Source organism: Nonomuraea aridisoli (genome assembly GCF_003236395.1).
Classification (GTDB): domain Bacteria; phylum Actinomycetota; class Actinomycetes; order Streptosporangiales; family Streptosporangiaceae; genus Nonomuraea; species Nonomuraea aridisoli.
In genome coordinates, this window is sequence record NZ_POUD01000038.1 from 1 (window position 1) to 19,537 (window position 19,537).

The window sequence follows — 19,537 nt, forward strand, 5'->3', positions numbered from 1 at the left end:
CCCCACGCCCGGGGCCCCTGGTCCCCCGACATGCTGCACGGCCGCCTGCTCGGCGGGCTCGCCGCCCGCGCGCTGGAGGACCGTCACGGCGAGCCGGGCCTGCACTTCGCCCGGCTGACCGTCGACCTGTTCCGCAACAGCCCGTTGCTGCCGGTCACCGTCGAGACCTCCCTGGTCAGGGACGGCCGCCGGATCCGGGTGGCGGACGCGGTGATCTCCACCTCCCAGGGCGCCATCGGCCGCGTCTCCGCCGTGCTGCTGCGCAAGGGCGAGCAGCCCGACGGCGAGCGCGCCGTCACCACGCCCCCGTGGGACGAGCAGCCCCCCTCCGGGCCGCCCGCCCAGGGACGCGGCGGCTGGATCCCGCCGTTCGAGCTGTGGCAGCTGTCCGGCTGGGGCCTGCCCGGCCCCGGCCGGGTGTGGATGCGCGAGACGCACGCGCTGGTGGACGACGAGCCGCTCACCCCGCTCGTACGCGCCGCGCTGGCCGCCGACTTCGCCAGCCCGCTCAGCAACTCCCAGCCCGACGGCCTGCGCTTCATCAACGCCGACTACACGCTGACGCTGGCCCGGCTGCCCGAGGGCGAGCTCGTCGGCCTGGAGGCCACCGGGCACGCGAGCGCGGAGGGCGTCGCGACCGGCCAGGTCACGATGCACGACGCGGCGGGGCCGATCGGCTTCTGCCTGGTCACGGCCGTCGCCAACCCGCCGATGCGCGGCACGCGCTGAGCGGTCAGGCCGGGCTCTCCGTGCGGTCGCCCGACCAGTCGGTGTGGAACGAGCCCTCCTTGTCGACCCGCTGGTAGGTGTGCGCGCCGAAATAGTCGCGCAGCCCCTGCACCAGCGCGGCCGGCAGGCGGTCGCGGCGCAGCGCGTCGTAGTAGGCCAGGGCCGAGGAGAAGCCGGGCGTCGGCACGCCGGTCCGCACCGCCGTGGTCACCACCCGCCGCCACGACTCCTGCGCCGTCTCCAGCGCCGCGGCGAACGTCGGGTCGGCCAGCAGCGTCGGCAGCTGCGGGTCGGCGTCGTACGCGGCCCGGATGCGGTCGAGGAACTTGGCGCGGATGATGCACCCGCCGCGCCAGATCGTGGCCATCGCCCCGAGGTCGAGGTCCCAGCCGTACTCCTTCGAGGCCGCCGCCATCTGGTCGAACCCCTGCGCGTACGCGACGATCTTGGAGGCGTACAGGGCCTGGCGCACGTCCTCGACCAGCTCGCGCCCCTCCACCCCGGACAACTTCGGCCCCGCCAGCGACGCCGCCGCGGCCCGCTGCTCAGGGTGGCCCGACAGCGCCCGCGCGAACGTGGCCTCGGCGATGCCCGTCACCGGCACGCCCAGGTCGAGCGCGCTCTGCACCGTCCAGCGGCCGGTGCCCTTCTGCTCGGCCTGGTCCACCACGACGTCCACGAACGGCTTGCCCGTCTCGGCGTCCACCTGGTCGAGCACCTCGGCGGTGATCTCGATCAGGTAGGAGTCGAGCTCGCCCCGGTTCCACTCCCGGAACACCTCCGCCAGCTCGGCCGGCGTCGCGCCCAGCGCCTGCCGCAGCAGGTCGTACGACTCCGCGATGAGCTGCATGTCGGAGTATTCGATGCCGTTGTGCACCATCTTCACGAAGTGACCCGCGCCGTCGGGGCCGACGTGCACGGAGCACGGCACGCCGTCGACCTGCGCCGCGATGTCCTGCAGGATCGGGCCGAGCGCCTCCCACGACTCCTTCGACCCGCCCGGCATGATGCTCGGGCCGTGCAGCGCGCCCTCCTCGCCGCCGGAGATGCCGGTGCCGACGAAGTGCAGGCCCTTCTCACGCAGCGCCGCCTCGCGCCGCCTGGTGTCCTCGAAGTGCGCGTTGCCGCCGTCGACGATCATGTCGCCCGGCTCCATCAGCTCGGCGAGCTGGTCGATCACCGCGTCGGTGCCGGCTCCGGCCTTCACCATGATGATCACTCGTCGCGGCCGCTTCAGCGAGGCCACGAACCCGGCGAGGTCCTCGGACGGCACGAACGTGCCCTCCCCGCCGAACTCCTTGACCAGTTGCTGCGTGCGTCCGTGCGAGCGGTTGTGCACCGCCACCGCGTACCCGTGCCTGGCCAGGTTGCGGGCCAGGTTGCGCCCCATGGTCGCGAGGCCGGTGACGCCGATGTCTGCCAAGTCCATCTCAGCTCCTCTATGGGGAATACGGATGGTCCAGCCTCCGAGTTCGGAGGGATATTCCCCGTCAGTCACCCTGTCTTACGCCGAGCTCGTCCAGCCGGTCGAGCATGTCGGCCGGATCGGCGTACACCCGGAAGGCACCCGCCCGCTCGAGTTCCTCCCTGCCATACCCGCCCGACAACAGCCCGATGCCGAGCGCGCCCGCCCTGCGGGCGGCCAGCAGGTCCCACACGCTGTCGCCGACCACCATGGCGTGCCGCGGGTCCACCCGCACCAGCGCTGCGCCCGCCAGGAACAGGTCGGGGTCGGGCTTGGCCCGGCGCACCAGGTCGCGGGTGACCATCGGCGTGTCGTCCGGCAGCCCCAGCATGCCCAGCGCCAGCCGCGCCGTACGGGCGTAGCCGCTGGTCGCGATGGCCCACGGCACGCCGCGCGAGGTCAGCTCGGCCAGCAGCTCCACCGCGCCCGGCAGCGGCCGGACCGAGTGGGCCTGCTCCTCGTAGGCCTCGGCGTGGGTGGTCTGCAGCTCCTCGATCTGCTCCGGTGTCAGCTTGAGCCCGGTCTCGCGCAACAACGCGCTGACGAACAGCCCGCCGCTCATGCCGATGCGCCGGTGGATCCGCCACACCGACAGGTCGATGCCCATTCCCGACAACGCCTGCCGCCACGCCACCACGTGCTGGTAGACGCTGTCGATCAGGGTGCCGTCGAGATCGAACAGGAACGCGGGCGCCGGGGCCTCGGGGAAGTCCTCCATCCGTCCATGACACCATGGCAGGCATGCGGATCATCATCGCGGGGGGACACGGGAAGATCGCGCTGCGGCTGGCCGCCCGGCTCGGATCGGGCGCGGTGGGGCTGGTGCGCAACCCGGCCCACGTCGCCGACGTCGAGGCCACGGGCGCCGAGGCCGTGGTGTGCGACCTGGAGAAGGCCGGCGTCGAGGAGGTCGCGCGGATCGTCGAGGGCGCCGACGCCGTCGTGTTCGCCGCGGGCGCGGGGCCCGGCAGCGGCGCGCCGCGCAAGGACACCGTCGACCGCGGCGCGTCCGTGCTGATGGCCGACGCGGCCGAGCGCACGGGCGTGCGGCGCTTCATCCAGATCTCCTCCATGGGCGCGGGCAAGCCGCCCGCCGGCGGCGACGAGGTGTGGGCCGCCTACATCAAGGCCAAGACCGAGGCCGAGGACGACCTGCGCCGCCGCGACCTCGCCTGGACGATCCTTCGCCCCGGCCGCCTGACCGACGAGCCCGGCACCGGCCTGGTGCGGCTGGCCCCGGAGGTGCCGCCGGGCTCGATCCCGCGCGACGACGTGGCCGCCGTCATCATGGCGCTGCTCGACAACCCCGGCACGATCCACCGCACGCTCGAACTCGTCTCCGGCGACACTCCCGTCATCGAGCTCGTTGCGACAGAGTGAGAGGCGTGACTGAATATCGCGTACTCGGACGTACCGGTCTCCACGTCAGCCCGCTCTGCCTCGGGGCGATGATGTTCGGCGGATGGGGCAACCCCGACCCCGACGAGTCGGCCCGCATCATCGACCGGGCACTCGACTCCGGCGTCAACTTCATCGACACCGCCGACGTCTACGCCCGCGGCCAGTCGGAGGAGTACGTCGGCCGCGCCCTCGCCAAGTCCGGCAAGCGCGACCAGGTCGTGCTGGCCACCAAGTGCCACGGCGTCATGGGCGAGGGCCCCAACGAGCGCGGCAACTCCCGCCGCTGGATCTTCCAGGCCGTCGAGAACAGCCTGCGCCGCCTCGGCACCGACTGGATCGACCTCTACCAGATCCACCGTCCCGACCCGGGCACCGACGTCGAGGAGACCCTCGGCGCCCTGACCGACCTCGTCCGCCAGGGCAAGGTCCGCTACGTCGGCAGCTCCACGTTCCCGGCGCACCAGGTCGTCGAGGCGCAGTGGGCCGCGCAGCGGCGCTCGCTGGAGCGGTTCGTGTGCGAGCAGCCGCCGTACTCCCTGCTCGTGCGCGGGATCGAGGCCGGCGTGCTGCCCGTGGCCGAGAAGTACGGCATGGGCGTCATCGTCTGGAGCCCGCTGGCCGGCGGCTGGCTGACCGGCCGCTACCGCAAGGGCCAGGAGCTGCCGCGCACGCGCCGCGCCGAGCGGCTGCCGCAGCGCTACGACCTGGAGCTGGAGCCCAACCAGCGCAAGCTCGACGCCGTCGAGCAGCTCGCCCGGCTGGCCGAGGAGGCCGGGCTCACGCTGATCCAGCTGGCGATCGCGTTCACCCTGCGGCACCCCGCGGTGACCTCGGCGATCATCGGGCCGCGCACCATGGAACACCTGGAGAGCCAGCTCGGCGCCGACGAGGTGCGGCTGAGCGACGACGTGCTCGACCGCATCGACGAGATCGTCCCGCCGGGCGTCACGCTCAACCCGGCCGACGCCGGCTGGCAGCCGCCCGAGCTCACCGACGCCAGGCTGCGCCGCCGTCCGTGACTTTGCCGAACACTGGCTATGACTTTCGGTACGGACGGCTAGATGTCCCCTGAGTACGAGGGGGGCGCAAGATGTCCGACATGCCGTTCAGGTCGTTCTTCGGAGGAGACCCGTTCCGTGGCTTCGAGGAGCTCACGGGGCGGGTCTTCGGCGGTGCGGAGGGCTGGCCGCCGTCGCGGCCCAGCGTGCACCGCGTCGACGTGGGCCGGCTGCTCAGCGCCTCCGCCCGCGAGGTGCTGAGCCGCGCGCTGGAGGGCGCCGCGCACCGCGGAGCCGCCGACCTCGACGTGCTCGACCTGCTGCGCGCGCTGATCGAGGACGACGTCACGCAGGCGATCCTGCGCACGGCCGGCGCGGACACCGGCCGGCTGCGCGACCGGGTCGACGCCACCGCCGGCCCCCGTGTCGCCGCCGAGCCGCCCTCGACGCTCTCACCCGCGGCCAAACGCACTCTCCTGGACGCCCAGCGGCTGTCGCGTGCCCTGCAGTCGTCGTACATCGGGCCCGAGCACCTGCTGCTCGCGCTCGCCGCCAACCCCGACTCCGGCGCCGCCCGCCTCCTGCAGGAGCAGGGCGTCTCGGCGAACGAGCTGCAGCGGGCCATGTTCGCGGGCCCGGCCCGCGGCGGCCCCGCCCCGCGCGAGACCGGTACGCCCTCGCTCGACGAGTACGGCCGCGACCTCACCGAGGCGGCCCGGCAGGGCGCCATCGACCCCGTCGTCGGCCGCGAGGACGAGATCGAGCAGGCCATCGAGGTGCTCTCGCGCCGTACCAAGAACAACCCGTGCCTGATCGGCGAGCCCGGCGTCGGCAAGACCGCCATCGTCGAGGGCATCGCCCAGCGCATCGTGAACGGCGCCGTGCCCGACACCCTGAAGGACCGCCGGGTCGTCGCCCTCGACCTGACCGGCATGGTGGCCGGGACGAAGTACCGGGGCGAGTTCGAGGAACGCGTCAAGAAGGTCGTGGACGAGGTCCGCGCCCACGCCGACGAGATCGTCGTCTTCATCGACGAGGTGCACACCCTCGTCGGCGCCGGCGCGGCCGAGGGCGGCATGGACGCCGCCAACATCCTCAAGCCGGCGCTCGCCCGCGGCGACCTGCACGTCGTCGCCGCCACGACCATCGACGAGTACCGCAAGCACATCGAGAAGGACGCCGCGCTCGAACGCCGCTTCCAGCCCGTCCTGGTCGCCGAGCCGAGCGTCGAGGAGACGGTCGAGATCCTCGCCGGGCTGCGCGACGCGTACGAGGCGCACCACCAGGTCCGCATCACCGACGAGGCCCTGGACGCCGCCGCCACCCTGTCGGCCCGCTACATCGCCGACCGCTTCCTGCCCGACAAGGCCATCGACCTCATGGACCAGGCCTCCGCGCGGGTGCGGCTGCGCTCACGCACGCCCGGCGTCGACGTACGCGAGCTGGAGGAACGCCTGGAGGCGCTGCGTCGCGACAAGGACCAGGCGGTCGCCGCCGACGACTTCGACCGGGCCAAGGAGCTGACCACGCAGATCGGCAAGCTCCGGCCGGAGGTGGAGCGGGCCAGGCACGGCGACGAGTCCGTCCCGCAGGTCATGGTCGAGGACATCGCGGAAGTCGTCTCCCGCCGCACCGGCATCCCCGTCACCCAGCTCACCCAGCAGGAACGCGACCGGCTGATGCGCCTGGAGGAGCACCTGCACGAGCGGGTGATCGGCCAGGACGAGGCCGTCAGCGCCATCGCCGAGGCCGTCCGCCGGGCCAGGGCGGGCCTGTCGGACCCCAACCGGCCGATCGGCAGCTTCCTGTTCCTCGGCCCGACCGGCGTCGGCAAGACCGAGCTGGCCCGCGCCCTGGCCGCCGCCCTGTTCGGCGGCGAGGACCACATGGTGCGCGTCGACATGAGCGAGTTCCAGGAGCGGCACACCGTCTCCCGCCTCATCGGCGCCCCGCCCGGCTACGTCGGCTACGAGGAGGCCGGCCAGCTCACCGAGGCCGTACGCCGCCGCCCGCACGGCGTGGTCCTCCTGGACGAGATCGAGAAGGCGCACCCCGACGTCATGAACATCCTGCTGCAGATGCTCGACGACGGCCGCCTGACCGACGGCCAGGGCCGCACGGTCGACTTCAGCAACACCATCGTCATCATGACCAGCAACATCGGCGCCCAGCTCATCCTCGACGCCCCCGCCGGCGCGCCCCGGCTGGAGGACCAGCTCATGGACCTGCTGCGGCACTCCCTGCGCCCGGAGCTGCTCAACCGCATCGACGAGACGATCATCTTCAAGCGCCTCGAACCCGGCCAGCTCCGCCAGATCGTCGACCTGCTGCTCGAACGTACCCGGCAGCGGCTGCGCGGCCAGGACGTGAGGCTGGAGGTCACGGACGCCGCCAAGGACTGGCTCGCCGAGCGCGGCCACCAGCCCGAGTTCGGCGCCCGCCCGTTGCGCCGCACCGTACAGCGCGAACTGGACAACCGCCTGTCCACCCTGCTCCTGACCGGCGAGGTCACCGAAGGCGGCGACGTCACCGTGGACGTCCGGGACGACGCCCTGCACCTCCGCGCCCACAACCCCGAACCCGCCGCCTGACGCCGTCGCGGTCGCCGGTCAACCGTGTCGCCGGCGCACGATCTCGTCGATCCAGACGGGCGCGAACGGGGACGTGCAGCCCGGGGAGGTCGGGTAGTCCTTGAGCACCTCGAGGCGCTCGCCGATGGCGATGGCGCGGGCGCGGTGCCCGGCGTGGTCGATCCCGATCTGCGCCAGGCAGTGGTTCATCGCCCACTGCAGGCGGCCGGGGGCGTCCTTCATCTCCGCCTCGATGACGTCGAGCAGACCCGCGAGGTCGAGGCCCTCGGGCCTCTTCGCCACCCGTTCGGTGGTCAGCGCCCAGCCGGCGCTCGCGACGACCGGGTCCGGATCGGCGGACCAGGCCAGGCGCAGCTCCTCGGCGTGCGGGCTCTTCTTCACCACGTAGTTCACGAGCCAGTCGTGCACCTTGGGCGGGCGCGCCTGGCGCACCATGGCGTCCAGCTCGTCACGTTCGAACGCCTTCGGGCGGCTGATCAGGATCGCCAGCAGTCTCGCCGCCGTGTCACCCGTCTCCCAGAGGCGGCGCGCGAGGTCGTGATCGGTCTTCAGCCGCTTCGCGAGCGCGCGCAGCCTGCCGAGGTTCACGCCGTGATCGTCACCGTGTCTCTCGTTCACCTCGCGGGTCTTCGGGTCCTCGAGCGCGGCCAGCTCGGCCATCACCTCGTCCACCTCAAGCCTCCCTGTCCGTCCGTGGGAGCAGCCTACGGCGGAAGCCGGATCGCCGGCGTCCCGAAGGTTCCGGTGAATGGGCCTGGGCGGGGGAGCGGGCGCCGGGGAGGATGGGGGCATGTTCTTCGAGCCGCCCCCGGCTGGGGAAGAGGTGGCCGGGCCCACGCCGCGACCGTGGGCGCTGCCGCCGTGGTTCGCGCCGCCCGCCGACGAGATGGGCGTCGTGGTGCCGGTCGGGACGGTGGTGGCGCGCACGGCGCACGTGGCCGTCACGGTGCCGTACGTGCGGGCGTACGGGAGCGGCTGCTCGATCGAGGTGGAGATCCTCGTGCGGCAGGGCGCGCTCTCCCCGAGCGAGGTGTGGGAGCTGCACATGTCGCTCTTCCCGGCGGCGTCCGTCAGATCGCGCGGCGACGGCGGCGGGCTGCCGGATCGCTTGCTGCGGTTCGGCGTGCGGTACGGCGACGGCACCAAGGCCACCACCGTCGAAGGCGGGTGGTCCCTGCGCCCGGACGCGGAGCCGCCGGCGGGGCCGCGCCTGAGCTGGCAGCCCACCGGCGGCGCGATCCGGGTGGGCCAGGAGATGCACGTCAGCCTGGCCACGTTGTGGCTGTGGCCGCTGCCGCCCGCGCAGGACGTCGAGTTCGCCGTGGAGTGGCCCCTGGGCGGCGTCGAGCTGGCCTTCGCCCCGCTGGACGGCGCCGCCGTCGTGGCCGCCGCCCAGCGGGTGGAGCCGTACTGGCCTGAATAGTCACTCCCGGGCGGCGCGGGCGCGTTCGCGGCACTCCTCCAGCGTGAGACCGGCCAGGGCCTCGCGGACGGCGGGCACGCACACCGGCGCCATCGACAGGCTCGTCACCCCCAGGCCCACCAGCAGCGGCGCGAGCGCCGGGTCGCCGGCCGCCTCCCCGCACACGCCGACCGGCTTGCCCGCCTCCGCGCCCGCCTGCGCGCACATCGCGATGAGCTCCAGCAGGGCGGGCTGGCGCGGGTCGAGCAGGTCGGCCAGAGCGGGATGCTGGCGGTCGGCGGCGAAGGTGTACTGGGCCAGGTCGTTCGTGCCGATGCTGAGGAAGTCCACCTCCCGCAGCAGCGCTCGCGCCCGCAGCGCCGCCGCCGGCACCTCGATCATCAGGCCGACCTTGGCGATGCCCTTGGCCCGCGCGGTGCGCGCGAACGCGGCCGCCTCCTCCACCGTGGTCACCATCGGCGCCATCACCCACGCCTGCGCGCCCGTCGCCTTGGCCGCCGCCGCGATCGCCTCCAGCTGGGTGTCCAGGACGCCGTCCAGCACCCGGTCGACCCGCAGGCCCCGCACACCGAGCGCCGGGTTCGGCTCGTCCGGCAGGCCCAGGAACGGCAGCGGCTTGTCGGTGCCGGCGTCGAGCGTGCGGATGATGACGCTCTCCGCCCGGCCCAGCACCTCGGCGTACGCGGCCACCTGCTCCTCGAACGGCGGCGCCTGCTTGCGGTCGAGGAACAGGAACTCCGTGCGGAACAGGCCCACGCCCTCGCCGTCGGGGACGAGGTCGGCGGCCGAGCCGATGTTCAGCAGCAGCTTGACCGGGTGGCCGTCGGCGGTCCTGCCCGGGCCCTGGCTCGCGGCGAGCCGGGCCCGTTCGGCGCGGTCGCGCTCCCGGATCAGCTCGGCCTCCTCGCCGGTCAGGCCGACGGCGACCTCGCCGGTGGCGCCGTCCACGCCGACGAGCGTGCCGCCGGGGACGCCCGTGATGCCGCGGCAGGCCACGACGGCGGGCAGGCCGCGGCTGCGGGCCAGGATCGCCGTGTGGCTCGTCGGGCCGCCGCGCTCCGTGACGAGCGCGAGCACGTCGGGGCCCAGGCCCGCCGTGTCGGCGGGCGACAGGTCCTCGGCCACCAGCACGTACGGGTGACCGGGCGCGGGCAGGCCCGGCATCGGCAGGCCGAGCGTGAACGCCACCGCCCGGTGCTTGAGGTCGTCCAGGTCGGCGGCCCGCTCGGCGAGGTAGCCGCCGAGCGCGGAAAGAGCGTCGCGGTGCTGGGCGAAGGCCGCGTCGAGGGCGTGCGCCGCGTCCAGGCCGTCGCGGGCCCGGGCCTCGGCGTCCTCGCGCAGCGTCGGATCGTCGGCGATCATGGCGAGCGCCTCCAGGATCTCCGCCGCCTCGCCCTCGGCGGCCGCGGCTCTCCTGGTGAGGTCCGCGGCCACCGCCTCCAGCGCCGCGCCGACGGCCGCCGCCTCGGCGCCGGGGTCGGTGACCGGCCTGGGGGCGGGCAGCGCCGGCGGCCCCGCCATCCGGACCACCGGCCCGGCCGCCCGCCCCTGACTCACCCCGAGCCCGGCCAGCGCCTGGGTGGGGGTGTCAGGCATGGGCCGGGTCCTCCGCGTCGAGGTCGCGGGACAGGAGCGCGGCCAGGGTGTCGAGCGCCTCCTCGGCGCCCGGGCCGTCGGCCTCCAGGGTCACCTCCGTGCCGTGGACGGCGCCCAGCGACAGCACGCCCAGCATGCTCTTGGCCGGCACCGTCTTCTCACCGGCCCGGATGGTCACCGCAACCCCCACGTTCATCGCCGCCTGCACGAACAGCTTGGCGGGACGGGCGTGCAGGCCGCTGGCCGAGGCCACGGTCACCGTACGCTGTGCCATGTCGAGCGCCTCCTCTACGGCTCGATGGTTACCTTGATGGCCGCGCCCCGGCTGACCAGGTCGATGCCGTCGAGCACCTGCTCCAGCCCGAGCCGGTGCGTGATCAGGTCGGACACCGTCACCGCGCCCTCGGCCACCAGCCGCAGCGCCTCGGCGTTGTGCGCCGGGCTGGAGCCGTTCGCGCCGACGATGGTCAGCTCACGGTAGTGCACGAGGTTGGAGTCGAGCGCGATGATCGGGTCGTCCTTGGGCAGGCCGCCGAAGAAGCTGACGCGCCCCTGCCGGGCCGCCATCCGCACCGCCTGCTCCTGCGCCGCGCCCGACGCCGCCGCCGTGATCACCACGTCGGCGCCCCGGCCGCCGGTCAGCTTGAGCACCTGCTCGACCGGGTCGGAGTCGATGACGGCGTCAGGGCGGACGAGCTCCGCGGCCATCGCCAGCCGCTCGGCGTTGACGTCCACCAGGAAGACCCGGGCCGCGCCGCGCGCCCGCGCCAGGCGGACGTGCAGGCAGCCGATCGGCCCCGCGCCCATGACCACCACGTCGTCGCCGGCGCCGACGCGGGCCAGCGACTGGCCGTTGAGCACGCACGCCAGCGGCTCGGCCACCGACGCCTCGGCGAAGCCGACGCCGTCCGGGATGGCGTTGACGCCGTTCACGGCCAGCACCTTCGCCGGGACGGTCATGTACTCGGCGAAGCCGCCGTCGTAGTGGTAGCCCATCGACTCCTGGTTCGGGCAGATCGTCTGCCGGCCGCGCCGGCACTCCTCGCACCGCCCGCACGGGATCGCGGCGATCACCTGCACCCGCGCGCCCGTGTCGACGACCTCGCCGGCGATCTCGTGGCCCATCACGCGAGGCGGCACGATGTGGTGGTGGCCGTGCTTGCGGATCTTGGCGTCGGTGCCGCACGTCGAGCAGTTGCGCACCCTGATCTTCAGCTCTCCCGGGCCCGCGACGGGCTCGGGGGCGTCCTCTATGCGGATGTCGCCCGGGGCGTGGAATCTGGCGACCTTCATGTGAGCTCCTTCATGATCTGCGAGACCTCGGTGGCCTCGCGCAGCGTCCTGGCGCGGTCGGGGTCGAGCAGGATCTCGGCCAGCTCCGCCAGCAGCGGAACATGACCGTCTCCCTTGGCCGCGATGCCGACGCACAGGGTGACCCGCTCGCCGTCCCAGTCGACTCCATCGGGGAAGCGCACCACGCAGATCGCGTCGCGTTCGACGTCCTCCTTGGAGGCGGCGGTGCCGTGGGGGATGGCCACCTCCTCGCCGACGTAGGTGGAGATGGTGCGTTCGCGGTCGAGCATGGCCTCGACGTACGCCTCCGCGACCGCCCCCACCTCGACCAGCGCCCGGCCGCAGCGGCGGATGGCCGCGTCGCGGTCGGGGGCGCTCTCGTGCAGCAGCACGGCGCGCGGGTCGAGCAGGTCGTCACGCATCGACCGTGCCGCCGTTCTTGATGGTGTCGACCAGCTTGGTCACCGCCGGGTCGCCCAGGAAGATCTGGAACGCCACCAGCGGCTTGCCCGGCGCGGCGGCCCGCGCCCGGGCGGCCAGGCCGGAGTGGCACAGCACCACGTCGGCGTCGGCCGGGATGGAGTCGACCGGGGTGTGCTCGACGGTGACGCCGGTGCCCTTGAGCTGCTTCTTCAGCGTGGAGGCGAGCATCACGCTGCTGCCCATGCCCGCGTCGCAGGCCACGATGATCTTGTGGATGTCCTTGCTGTCGATGCCGGCCATGGCTCAGGCCTCCCTGGTGACGGGTGCGGTGGTGGATGCGGTGCCGGGCTCGGCGGTGTTCGGCTCGGCGGTGTCGGACTTGGCGGTGTCGGACTTGGCGGACTTGATGGTGTCGGACTGGGCGGTCGCGGGCTCAGTGGCGGCGGGTTTGGTGGCGGCGGGCTCAGTGGCGGCGGGCTCAGTGGCGGCGGGCTCGGTGGTGTCCGGCTCGGTGGCCTCGGGCTCGGCCTTCTCGCCCCGGCCGAAACCGAGCAGGACCGCGGCGACGAGGAACGACACGCCCGTCGCCACGAGGATGCCCAGGCCGGAGCCCAGCCAGCCGCCCCTCGGGGTGACCGCGAGGTAGGCGAAGATGCTGCCCGGCGACGGCGTGGCGACCAGGCCCGCCCCCGTGACGATGAACGCGAACACCCCTGCCGCGCCGCCCGCGATGACGGCCAGGATGAGGCGGGGCTTCATGAGCACGTACGGGAAGTAGATCTCGTGGATGCCGCCGAAGAAGTGGATGATCATCGCGGCGGGCGTGCTCGGCCGCAGCGTGCGCGGCCCGAACAGCAGGTACGCCAGCAGCAGCCCCAGCCCCGGCCCGGGGTTCGACTCCAGCATGAACAGGATCGACTTGCCCTGCTCGGCGGCCTCGGCGACGCCCAGCGGGCTGAGCACGCCGTGGTTGATGGCGTTGTTCAGGAACAGCACCTTGGCGGGCTCGATGAGCACGGACGCCACCGGCAGCAGGTTGTTGTGGACCAGCCATTCGACCGCGTTGCCTGCGGCGGTGGTGACGGTCTCGACGACCGGGCCGATGGCGAGCATGCCGGCCACGGCCATCGCGCCGCCCACGATGCCGGCGGAGAAGTTGTCCACCAGCATCTCGAAGCCGGCCTTGGTCCGCGCCTCGGTGAACTTGTCCACATATTTCAGGATCAGGGCGGTGAGTGGGCCGATGATCATGGCGCCGAGGAACATCGGCGCGTCCGTGCCCACCACGACGCCCATCACCGCGACGGCGCCGACGACCGCTCCACGCTGCCCGTGGACCATCCGGCCGCCGGTGTAGGCGATGAGGACGGGCAGCAGCGTCTTGATGATCGGGTCGACCATCTGCGCCAGCGTCTCGTTGGGCAGCCAGCCGGTCGGGATGAAGAGCGCGGTGATCAAACCCCAGGCGATGAACGCGCCGATGTTCGGCATGATCATGCCGGCCAGGTGGCCGCCGATGCGCTGGATGGTGGCCTTGACCCCGGTTCCGGTGACCGGGGGTGTGTAGGTGTCGGCCATGGGACGTGCTCCTTCGGGGATGAGCAGAAATCAGCCGCCGGCTTATGGGAGGTGCGCCGGTGCGGGCAGGGCGGGCGAGGAGAGCGGTCGCGCGAGGTCGGGCGCGCCGACGGCGACGCGGCCCGGGTCGATGTCGGAGGGGCCCGGCATGCGGCTGCCGGGCAGGCGGACGGCGGCGGAGCCCCAGGCCAGCGCCTGCGCCAGGGCCGCCGGACCGCGGCCGCCCGCGGCCAGGAAGCCCGCCAGCATGGCGTCGCCGGCGCCGACGGAGCTGCGCGGCTCGGTCACGGGCGCCTCGCCGTACCAGATGCCGTCGTCCTCGACGAGGACGGCGCCGTCGGCGCCGAGGCTGGCCAGCACCGCCCGCGCCCCGGCCGCGCGCAGCTCGGCCGCCGCCGCGGCCACGTCGCCCAGACACGTGATCGGCATGCCGGTGGCCGCCGACAACTCGTCCAGGTTGGGCTTGACCAGGGCGGGCGCGGCGCCGAGCGCGTGTTCGAGCGCCGGGCCGCTGCTGTCGACCGCCATGTGGATGCCGGCGCCCGCGAACCTGCGGCACAGCCGCGCGTAGACGTCGGCCGGCACCTCGGGCGGCAGGCTGCCCGAGGCGACCACCCAGTCGGCCTCGTGAGCCGCGGACAGCACGGCCTCGGCGATCGTGTCGAGCTCGCCGGGCGACAGCGCCGTGCCCGGCTCGTTGATCTTGGTGATGGTGCCGTCGGGCTCGGCGAGCGTGACGTTCGACCGGGTGCGCCCGTTCACCGGGACGGTCACCATGTCCAGCCCCTCGGCGGCCAGCAGGCCGACGAGCTGCCTGCCCTCGTCGCCGCCGTACGGCACCACGGCCCGCGAGGCGACGGCGTTGGCGAGCAGCGCGCGCGAGACGTTGACGCCCTTGCCGCCGGGGTCGAGGTGGGCGGTGGCGGCGCGGATCACGGCGCCCCGGTCGAGCGCGGAGATCTCGATGGTGCGGTCGAGGCTGGGGTTCAGCGTCAGGGTGAGGATCACGCGCGGATCACCTCCGGGCCGGCCGCCGCCACCTCGGCGGCCTGCCCCGCGTCGAGCCCCGTGTCGGTGATCACCACGTCGATCTCGCCCAGCTGGGCGAACGTGGCCAGGTACGTGTTGCCGAACTTCGTGTGGTCGGCCAGCAGCACGCTGCGCTGCGCCGCCTCGACCATGGCCCGTTTGATGGCCGCCTCGGCCGGGTCGGGCGTGGTCAGGCCCCGGGCCAGCGAGCAGCCGTTGGTCGCCATGAACGCGACGTCCACGTTGAGCGAGGCCAGCGGGCGCAGCGCCCAGTCGTCGACCGTGGCCAGGGTCTTGCCGCGCACCCGCCCGCCCAGCATGATCACGTGCAGGTTGGCGCGGGCGGCCAGGGCCGTGGCCAGCGGCGGGGAGTTGACCACGACGGTCAGCTCCCGGTCGGCGGGCAGCACCTGGACCAGGCGGCCCGTGGTGGTGCCCGCGTCGATGATCACGGACCCGTCCTCGGGCAGCTCCGCCAGCGCGGCCTTGGCGATGCGTTCCTTCTCGGCGGTCATCACCTCGTCGCGGGTGGCCAGCGCGGGCTCGAAGCCGAGCCGTTCGACGGGGATCGCGCCCCCGTGCACCCGGCGCAGCACGCCCGCCCGCTCCAGCGCGGTCAGGTCGCGGCGGATCGTCTCGGTGGTCACGTCGAGCTCGGCGGCCAGCGTCACCACGTCGACACGGCCCGCGGCCCGCGCCCTCCGCAGGATCTCCTGCTGCCGTTCCTCGGCGTACATGATGTTGATTCACCACCGTTTCGAGTTGGTTTCCTCTGTGTTTATACCCGTTTTCGTTGACGGGTCAAGGGTGTCGTGCGAAGATCTGGTAGGTATAGGCGGGTGCGAACGACACCCCTGACCGCCGTGCCCCTGCTCGTCGCCGCGCTCGCGACGCCCGCCCACGCCGCCGCGTTGCCCGCGGCGGCGCAGCCGCCGCGCGTCCCGGCCGGCACGACCGCGGCCTGGGTGGTGTACGACCGCCACGCCGGCAAGATCGTGGCCACCCGGAATGCCCACCGGAAGTACCGCTCCGCCTCGGTCGTGAAGATCCTCATCGCGATCGACTACCTGGAGCGGCGCAAGAGCGTGCCGCCCGCCGACGCCAGGCTGCTGCAGGTGATGCTGCGCTCGAGCGACGACGACGCCGCCTCCGCGTTCTGGGACCGCCTCGGCAAGGGGCAGATCATCGTCAGGACGGCCCGCAAACTGGGCCTGTCCGACACCACACCGCCGCCCGCGTCCAAGCCCGGGTTCTGGGGTTACACGTCACTGAGCGCGTACGACATCGTGCGCACCTACCGTTACCTGCTCGACCGGGCCGAGCCCAGGGTCAGGGACACGATCCTCGGCCACCTGCGCAAGGCCACGCCGTGCGGGGCCGACGGCTTCGACCAGACCTTCGGCATCCCCGACGCGGTGCCGCGGCCGTGGGCGGTCAAGCAGGGCTGGTCGGGCTTCGGCACGACGCCGCCCGTCAGGTGCGGCGGCGACGCCAAGGCCGTGGGGGCGCCCATCTCGTGGGTCGCCCAGCGCGCCACCGGGTCGGGCGTGCCCGACTACGGGCGGCCGGTGCTGCACACGTCCGGGCTGGTCGGCAAGGGCGAGCGTTACGTGATGGCGCTGCTCACCGCCCACCCGGCGGGCGGCACGTGGAACGCCTCCGTCAAGCGCATCACCACACTCGCCCGCGACCTCTATCGGTACGCCGCCCGCTGACCCTTCACCGCGTCCCGCCGTGACGCGAGCCCACCCTTGCCCGGCTCCGTGGTCAGGCGCGGAAGGTGAACATGCGCCTGCCGGGCTCCAGCGGCACGGGCGGGCCGGTGTAGCGGTGGACGCCGATGCCGTAACCGTACTCGGCGCCCTCCTGGGCCACCTGCTCGAAGCCCTCGGCCTCGAACCAGGCGGAGATCACCGGCACCAGGTCGGGCTCGTGCCGGCCCCTCGTCCAGATGACCGTCGCGCCGGGGGCGCACAACCGGGGGAGCGTGGCGACCGTACGGCGGACGTCGTCGTCGGTGATGTTGCCGAACACCCCGCACGCCAGCACCAGGTCCGCCGGCACCGCCCCGGCGTACGCGTCCGTCACGGCGGCGTCGCCGCACACCACCTCCACCCCCTCCGGGGCGTTGCGCCGGGCCTCGGCGACGTTGCGTTCGTCCAGCTCCACCAGGCGCGCCCGCACCTGGCCGCGCCGCGGATGTGCGGCCAGCACCGGCAGCAGGTCGCGCCCCTGCCCGGCGCAGAGGCTGACCACCCGGCAGGCCCCCTCGTCGAGCGCCGCCCCGATCCACCGCCGCACCGCGCGCAGCCGCCGCTCCAGCGACGAGCCGGGCTCGTCGTAGTGGTCGTGCCAGGAAACCCAGTCGATCCCCGTCATGATGACTGATAGTTGTGGGGAATGGACGAACGATCAACCCCTTTGTCCCGGGTGCTGCGGCAGGCGGGCGGCCCGGAGGTCCTCGACGTCCTGGCCGAGCGGCTGTCCGGCGCCGACCTCACCACGCTGCTGCTGGAGGTGATGCGCCGCCGCTCGCGCGGCCTCACCCCGGCCGACGTGCTGCGCCGCTACGGTCACGACCGCTTCGTCGCCCCCGCGCAGGTGCCGTTCGCCCGGCTGCGGCGCACCGAGGAAGCGGTGCTGTCGGCGCTGCCGGACGACGTCGAGGTGATCACACCTGCGCCGGTCGCGCCGCTCGGCACCCACGCCGTGCTCGGCCCGGTCGACCAGAACAACGTGGTCACCACCATCAGGAACAGCGAGGTCGCCGCCGACCCCACCAACGCCCTCGCCCTGGAGGCCGCGGCGCGCCGCCGCGCCGACCCGTCCCGTACGGTGCGCCTGGCCGCCGTGCAGCGCGTGGTGCGCGCCCAGCAGGTCGAAGGCGCCGGCTTCCACGCCCACTTCACCCTGTTCGCGCTGGTCACCGCCGGACGCGACACCGGCGACCTGGCGTTCGAGCGCGAGCACGCGGCCGAGCACCTGGCCGTCCTGACCGCCGCCGTACGCGCCTGCGGGGAGGCCGATCCGCAGGCCCGCGTCACCGTCCTGGACGAACGCTTCGAGCGGGTGGCGGCCGAGCTCGACGCCAAGCCCGACCCCGGGCGCGCCGGCGGGCGCGGCTACTACAAGGGCCTGTGCTACAAGGTCCACGGCAAGGGCCTGGAAGTGGGCGACGGCGGCTTCGTCGACTGGACGGCCCGCCTGCTCGGCAACCGCAAGGAACGCCTCATCATCAGCGGCCTCGGCCTCGACCGGCTGGCCTGATTCCGGAGTTTTCCCAGGTCAGCGCCGTATGTGAACGCGTTGTTCGCGTTTGCGTCCGGAAAACGGGCCCGTCAGGATGGCGGCATGCGCGTCCTTGTCACCGGAGCGACCGGAAACATCGGCCGGCTCGTCGTCGAGAGGCTCGTCCGGGCGGGCGTCACCGTCCGCGCGATGAGCAGAGACCCCGCCCGCCTGCCCGAGGGCGTCGAACCGGTGCGCGGCGACCTGGCCGACCCCGAGAGCCTGCGGCCCGCGCTGGAGGGAGTGGACCGGATGTACCTGTTCCCCCACGCCGCCACCGCGCGCCAGGTGGCCGGCCTGGCGGAGCGGGCGGGCGTGCGCCGGGTCGTCGTCCTGTCGTCGGGGGCGGTGACCGGCGGGTACGACGACCACTTCCACCTGCCGGTCGAGCAGGCGGTGGAGAAGTCGGGGATGGAGTGGACGCACGTGCGCCCGGGGGAGTTCATGCTGAACAAGCTCTGGCTGTGGGGCCCGTCGATCCGCGCCGAGCGCGTCGTCCGCGAGCCGCTGCCCGACCTGGCCTGGTGCCCGGTGCACGAGTACGACATCGCCGACGTGGCCGTGGCCGCCCTGCTGGAGGACGGCCACCACGGAGTCGCGTACACGCTGAACGGCCCCGAGTTCGTCAGCCGCCGTGACCAGGTGCGCGCCATCGCCGCGGCCGTCGGCGAGGAGATCCGCCTGGAGCAGGTCACCGCGGCCCACGCCAGGGAGCTCTACCTGGCGCAGGGCGGTTTCGCGGCGGCCAACGCCGACTTCCTCACCGGCTTCGAGGACTACTCGGGAGAGGCGGCCGACCCGGAGGAGGAGCAGGAGCCCGGCCCGGCGGCGTTCGGGCCGATGCCGACCGCCGAGGCGGTCACCGGCAGGCCCGCCCGCACGTTCGCCGAGTGGGCCCGCGACCACGCCGCCGACTTCGCCTAGGGCTGGGCGGCGCGCTCCTGCTCCAGGCGCACCTTCTTGGGCACGCACATCCGCCAGGCGTCGAGCACCAGCTCGCGCGTCTCGGCGGCGTCGAGGGCGGCGAGCCGGGCCACGACCCAGTTGAACCGCAGGTCCGACTCGCGGGGCAGCAGGAACTTCGCCGGCTCGGCCGCGACCAGCGCAGCCCGCTCCTCCTTCGGGAAGCCGAAGCCCATCAGCGTCTCGTCGCGCGAGAACGCCACGTAGACGATGCTGCCGACCCGGAACTTCACCCGGTCGCGGATGAGGTGCTCCGACGTGCGCGGGAGCGTGAGCGCGAACCGGCGTACGTCCTCGACGGTGACCATGCGGCCACGCTACCGGTTGCCCTCCGCGGCCGAGATGTCGGCGAGCGCCGAGTCCGGGTCGCGCTCGACGGCCAGGTCGCCCAGGCTCACGATGCCGATCGCGCGGCCGTCCTCTACCACCGGCAGGCGGCGTACGGCGTGCGAGCGCATGAGCCGCACGGCCTGGTCGATGCTCGTGTCGGGGCCGACCGCCTCGATCGACGGGCTGCACGCCTCACGCACCGGCGTGTCCGGGCCGCGGTCGTCGGCGATGACGCGCACCGTGATGTCGCGGTCGGTGACGATGCCCTGCATGCGGCCGTTGTCGTTGACGATGATGGCCCCGGTGTCGTTGTCGCGCATCAGCGCGGCCGCGACGGACACCGGCTGATCGCCCTCGACGGTCGCCGGGTGCGACGTCATCACATCTGCGACGGTCTTCGCCATGGGAACCTCCTGGTAGGTCGGTCGCC

At 73.4% G+C, this 19,537-nt stretch carries 22 protein-coding genes; 8 read left to right on the forward strand and 14 right to left on the reverse strand.

The window, feature by feature from the left end; translation table 11 throughout:
• On the forward strand, positions 1–729 hold a 729-nt coding region (locus tag C1J01_RS12020), incomplete at its 5' end, for an acyl-CoA thioesterase domain-containing protein (protein WP_111179061.1).
• Positions 730–733: 4 nt separating this feature from the next.
• Here C1J01_RS12020 and gnd read toward each other — a convergent pair.
• Together gnd and C1J01_RS12030 are read right to left on the reverse strand one after the other, a co-directional pair.
• On the reverse strand, positions 734–2,158 hold the full coding sequence (gene gnd, locus C1J01_RS12025) for an NADP-dependent phosphogluconate dehydrogenase (RefSeq protein ID WP_111179025.1): 1,425 nt from the start codon (positions 2,156–2,158) through the stop codon (positions 734–736).
• 61 nt (positions 2,159–2,219) lie between these two features.
• A complete protein-coding gene (locus C1J01_RS12030) occupies positions 2,220–2,912 on the reverse strand; it encodes an HAD family hydrolase (RefSeq protein ID WP_111179026.1) in 693 nt (230 codons plus the stop codon).
• 23 nt (positions 2,913–2,935) lie between these two features.
• Here C1J01_RS12030 and C1J01_RS12035 point away from each other — a divergent pair, with 23 nt between their 5' ends.
• The 3 genes from C1J01_RS12035 (at position 2,936) to C1J01_RS12045 (ending at position 7,184) form a co-directional block, all read left to right on the forward strand.
• On the forward strand, positions 2,936–3,574 hold the full coding sequence (locus tag C1J01_RS12035) for an SDR family oxidoreductase (RefSeq protein ID WP_111179027.1): 639 nt from the start codon (positions 2,936–2,938) through the stop codon (positions 3,572–3,574).
• 5 nt (positions 3,575–3,579) lie between these two features.
• The gene (locus C1J01_RS12040) at positions 3,580–4,614 is read left to right on the forward strand and encodes an aldo/keto reductase (RefSeq protein ID WP_111179028.1); all 1,035 of its coding nucleotides are present in this window, start codon (positions 3,580–3,582) and stop codon (positions 4,612–4,614) included.
• 71 nt (positions 4,615–4,685) lie between these two features.
• Positions 4,686–7,184 (forward strand): ATP-dependent Clp protease ATP-binding subunit, encoded by a 2,499-nt coding sequence (locus tag C1J01_RS12045; RefSeq protein ID WP_111179029.1) that lies wholly within the window; start codon positions 4,686–4,688, stop codon positions 7,182–7,184.
• A gap of 18 nt (positions 7,185–7,202) precedes the next feature.
• Here the strand turns inward: C1J01_RS12045 and C1J01_RS12050 are convergent, their stop codons facing one another.
• Positions 7,203–7,844: a DNA alkylation repair protein gene (locus C1J01_RS12050; RefSeq protein WP_111179062.1), complete on the reverse strand. Its 642-nt coding sequence runs from the start codon at positions 7,842–7,844 to the stop codon at positions 7,203–7,205.
• 130 nt (positions 7,845–7,974) lie between these two features.
• Between C1J01_RS12050 and C1J01_RS49755 the strand changes: the two genes are divergently transcribed.
• On the forward strand, positions 7,975–8,607 hold the full coding sequence (locus tag C1J01_RS49755; protein ID WP_111179030.1) for a hypothetical protein: 633 nt from the start codon (positions 7,975–7,977) through the stop codon (positions 8,605–8,607).
• Here the strand turns inward: C1J01_RS49755 and ptsP are convergent, their stop codons facing one another.
• The 8 genes from ptsP to C1J01_RS12090 are packed head-to-tail and all read right to left on the reverse strand — an operon-like array spanning position 8,608 to position 15,263.
• On the reverse strand, positions 8,608–10,203 hold the full coding sequence (gene ptsP, locus C1J01_RS12060) for a phosphoenolpyruvate--protein phosphotransferase (protein ID WP_111179031.1): 1,596 nt from the start codon (positions 10,201–10,203) through the stop codon (positions 8,608–8,610).
• Entirely contained in the window at positions 10,196–10,477 is a 282-nt protein-coding gene (locus C1J01_RS12065) for an HPr family phosphocarrier protein (RefSeq protein ID WP_111179032.1), read from the reverse strand. Before C1J01_RS12065 ends, ptsP begins: the two co-directional genes overlap by 8 nt.
• A gap of 14 nt (positions 10,478–10,491) precedes the next feature.
• Entirely contained in the window at positions 10,492–11,496 is a 1,005-nt protein-coding gene (locus tag C1J01_RS12070) for a zinc-dependent dehydrogenase (RefSeq protein ID WP_111179033.1), read from the reverse strand.
• On the reverse strand, positions 11,493–11,918 hold the full coding sequence (locus C1J01_RS12075) for a PTS mannitol transporter subunit IIA (protein WP_111179034.1): 426 nt from the start codon (positions 11,916–11,918) through the stop codon (positions 11,493–11,495). Before C1J01_RS12075 ends, C1J01_RS12070 begins: the two co-directional genes overlap by 4 nt.
• Positions 11,911–12,219: a PTS sugar transporter subunit IIBC family protein gene (locus C1J01_RS51210; protein WP_220039862.1), complete on the reverse strand. Its 309-nt coding sequence runs from the start codon at positions 12,217–12,219 to the stop codon at positions 11,911–11,913. Before C1J01_RS51210 ends, C1J01_RS12075 begins: the two co-directional genes overlap by 8 nt.
• A gap of 3 nt (positions 12,220–12,222) precedes the next feature.
• On the reverse strand, positions 12,223–13,497 hold the full coding sequence (gene mtlA / locus C1J01_RS12080; RefSeq protein ID WP_235854391.1) for a mannitol-specific PTS transporter subunit IIC: 1,275 nt from the start codon (positions 13,495–13,497) through the stop codon (positions 12,223–12,225).
• Positions 13,498–13,539: 42 nt separating this feature from the next.
• Positions 13,540–14,505 (reverse strand): 1-phosphofructokinase, encoded by a 966-nt coding sequence (gene pfkB, locus C1J01_RS12085; protein WP_111179035.1) that lies wholly within the window; start codon positions 14,503–14,505, stop codon positions 13,540–13,542.
• Entirely contained in the window at positions 14,502–15,263 is a 762-nt protein-coding gene (locus tag C1J01_RS12090) for a DeoR/GlpR family DNA-binding transcription regulator (RefSeq protein WP_111179036.1), read from the reverse strand. Before C1J01_RS12090 ends, pfkB begins: the two co-directional genes overlap by 4 nt.
• Before the next feature lie 102 nt (positions 15,264–15,365).
• Between C1J01_RS12090 and C1J01_RS12095 the strand changes: the two genes are divergently transcribed.
• A complete protein-coding gene (locus C1J01_RS12095; RefSeq protein ID WP_111179037.1) occupies positions 15,366–16,241 on the forward strand; it encodes a D-alanyl-D-alanine carboxypeptidase family protein in 876 nt (291 codons plus the stop codon).
• 52 nt (positions 16,242–16,293) lie between these two features.
• On the opposite strand, the gene C1J01_RS12100 is transcribed toward C1J01_RS12095, so the two are convergent.
• On the reverse strand, positions 16,294–16,905 hold the full coding sequence (locus C1J01_RS12100; RefSeq protein ID WP_111179038.1) for a class I SAM-dependent methyltransferase: 612 nt from the start codon (positions 16,903–16,905) through the stop codon (positions 16,294–16,296).
• 21 nt (positions 16,906–16,926) lie between these two features.
• Here C1J01_RS12100 and C1J01_RS12105 point away from each other — a divergent pair, with 21 nt between their 5' ends.
• On the forward strand, positions 16,927–17,793 hold the full coding sequence (locus tag C1J01_RS12105; protein WP_220039863.1) for a hypothetical protein: 867 nt from the start codon (positions 16,927–16,929) through the stop codon (positions 17,791–17,793).
• A gap of 84 nt (positions 17,794–17,877) precedes the next feature.
• Positions 17,878–18,738 (forward strand): SDR family oxidoreductase, encoded by an 861-nt coding sequence (locus tag C1J01_RS12110; RefSeq protein ID WP_111179040.1) that lies wholly within the window; start codon positions 17,878–17,880, stop codon positions 18,736–18,738.
• On the opposite strand, the gene C1J01_RS12115 is transcribed toward C1J01_RS12110, so the two are convergent.
• Entirely contained in the window at positions 18,735–19,085 is a 351-nt protein-coding gene (locus tag C1J01_RS12115; RefSeq protein WP_111179041.1) for an MmcQ/YjbR family DNA-binding protein, read from the reverse strand. The genes C1J01_RS12110 and C1J01_RS12115 overlap by 4 nt on opposite strands.
• A gap of 9 nt (positions 19,086–19,094) precedes the next feature.
• Positions 19,095–19,511, reverse strand: a complete 417-nt coding sequence (locus tag C1J01_RS12120) for a CBS domain-containing protein (protein ID WP_111179042.1) — start codon at positions 19,509–19,511, stop codon at positions 19,095–19,097.
• Positions 19,512–19,537 lie beyond the last annotated feature (26 nt).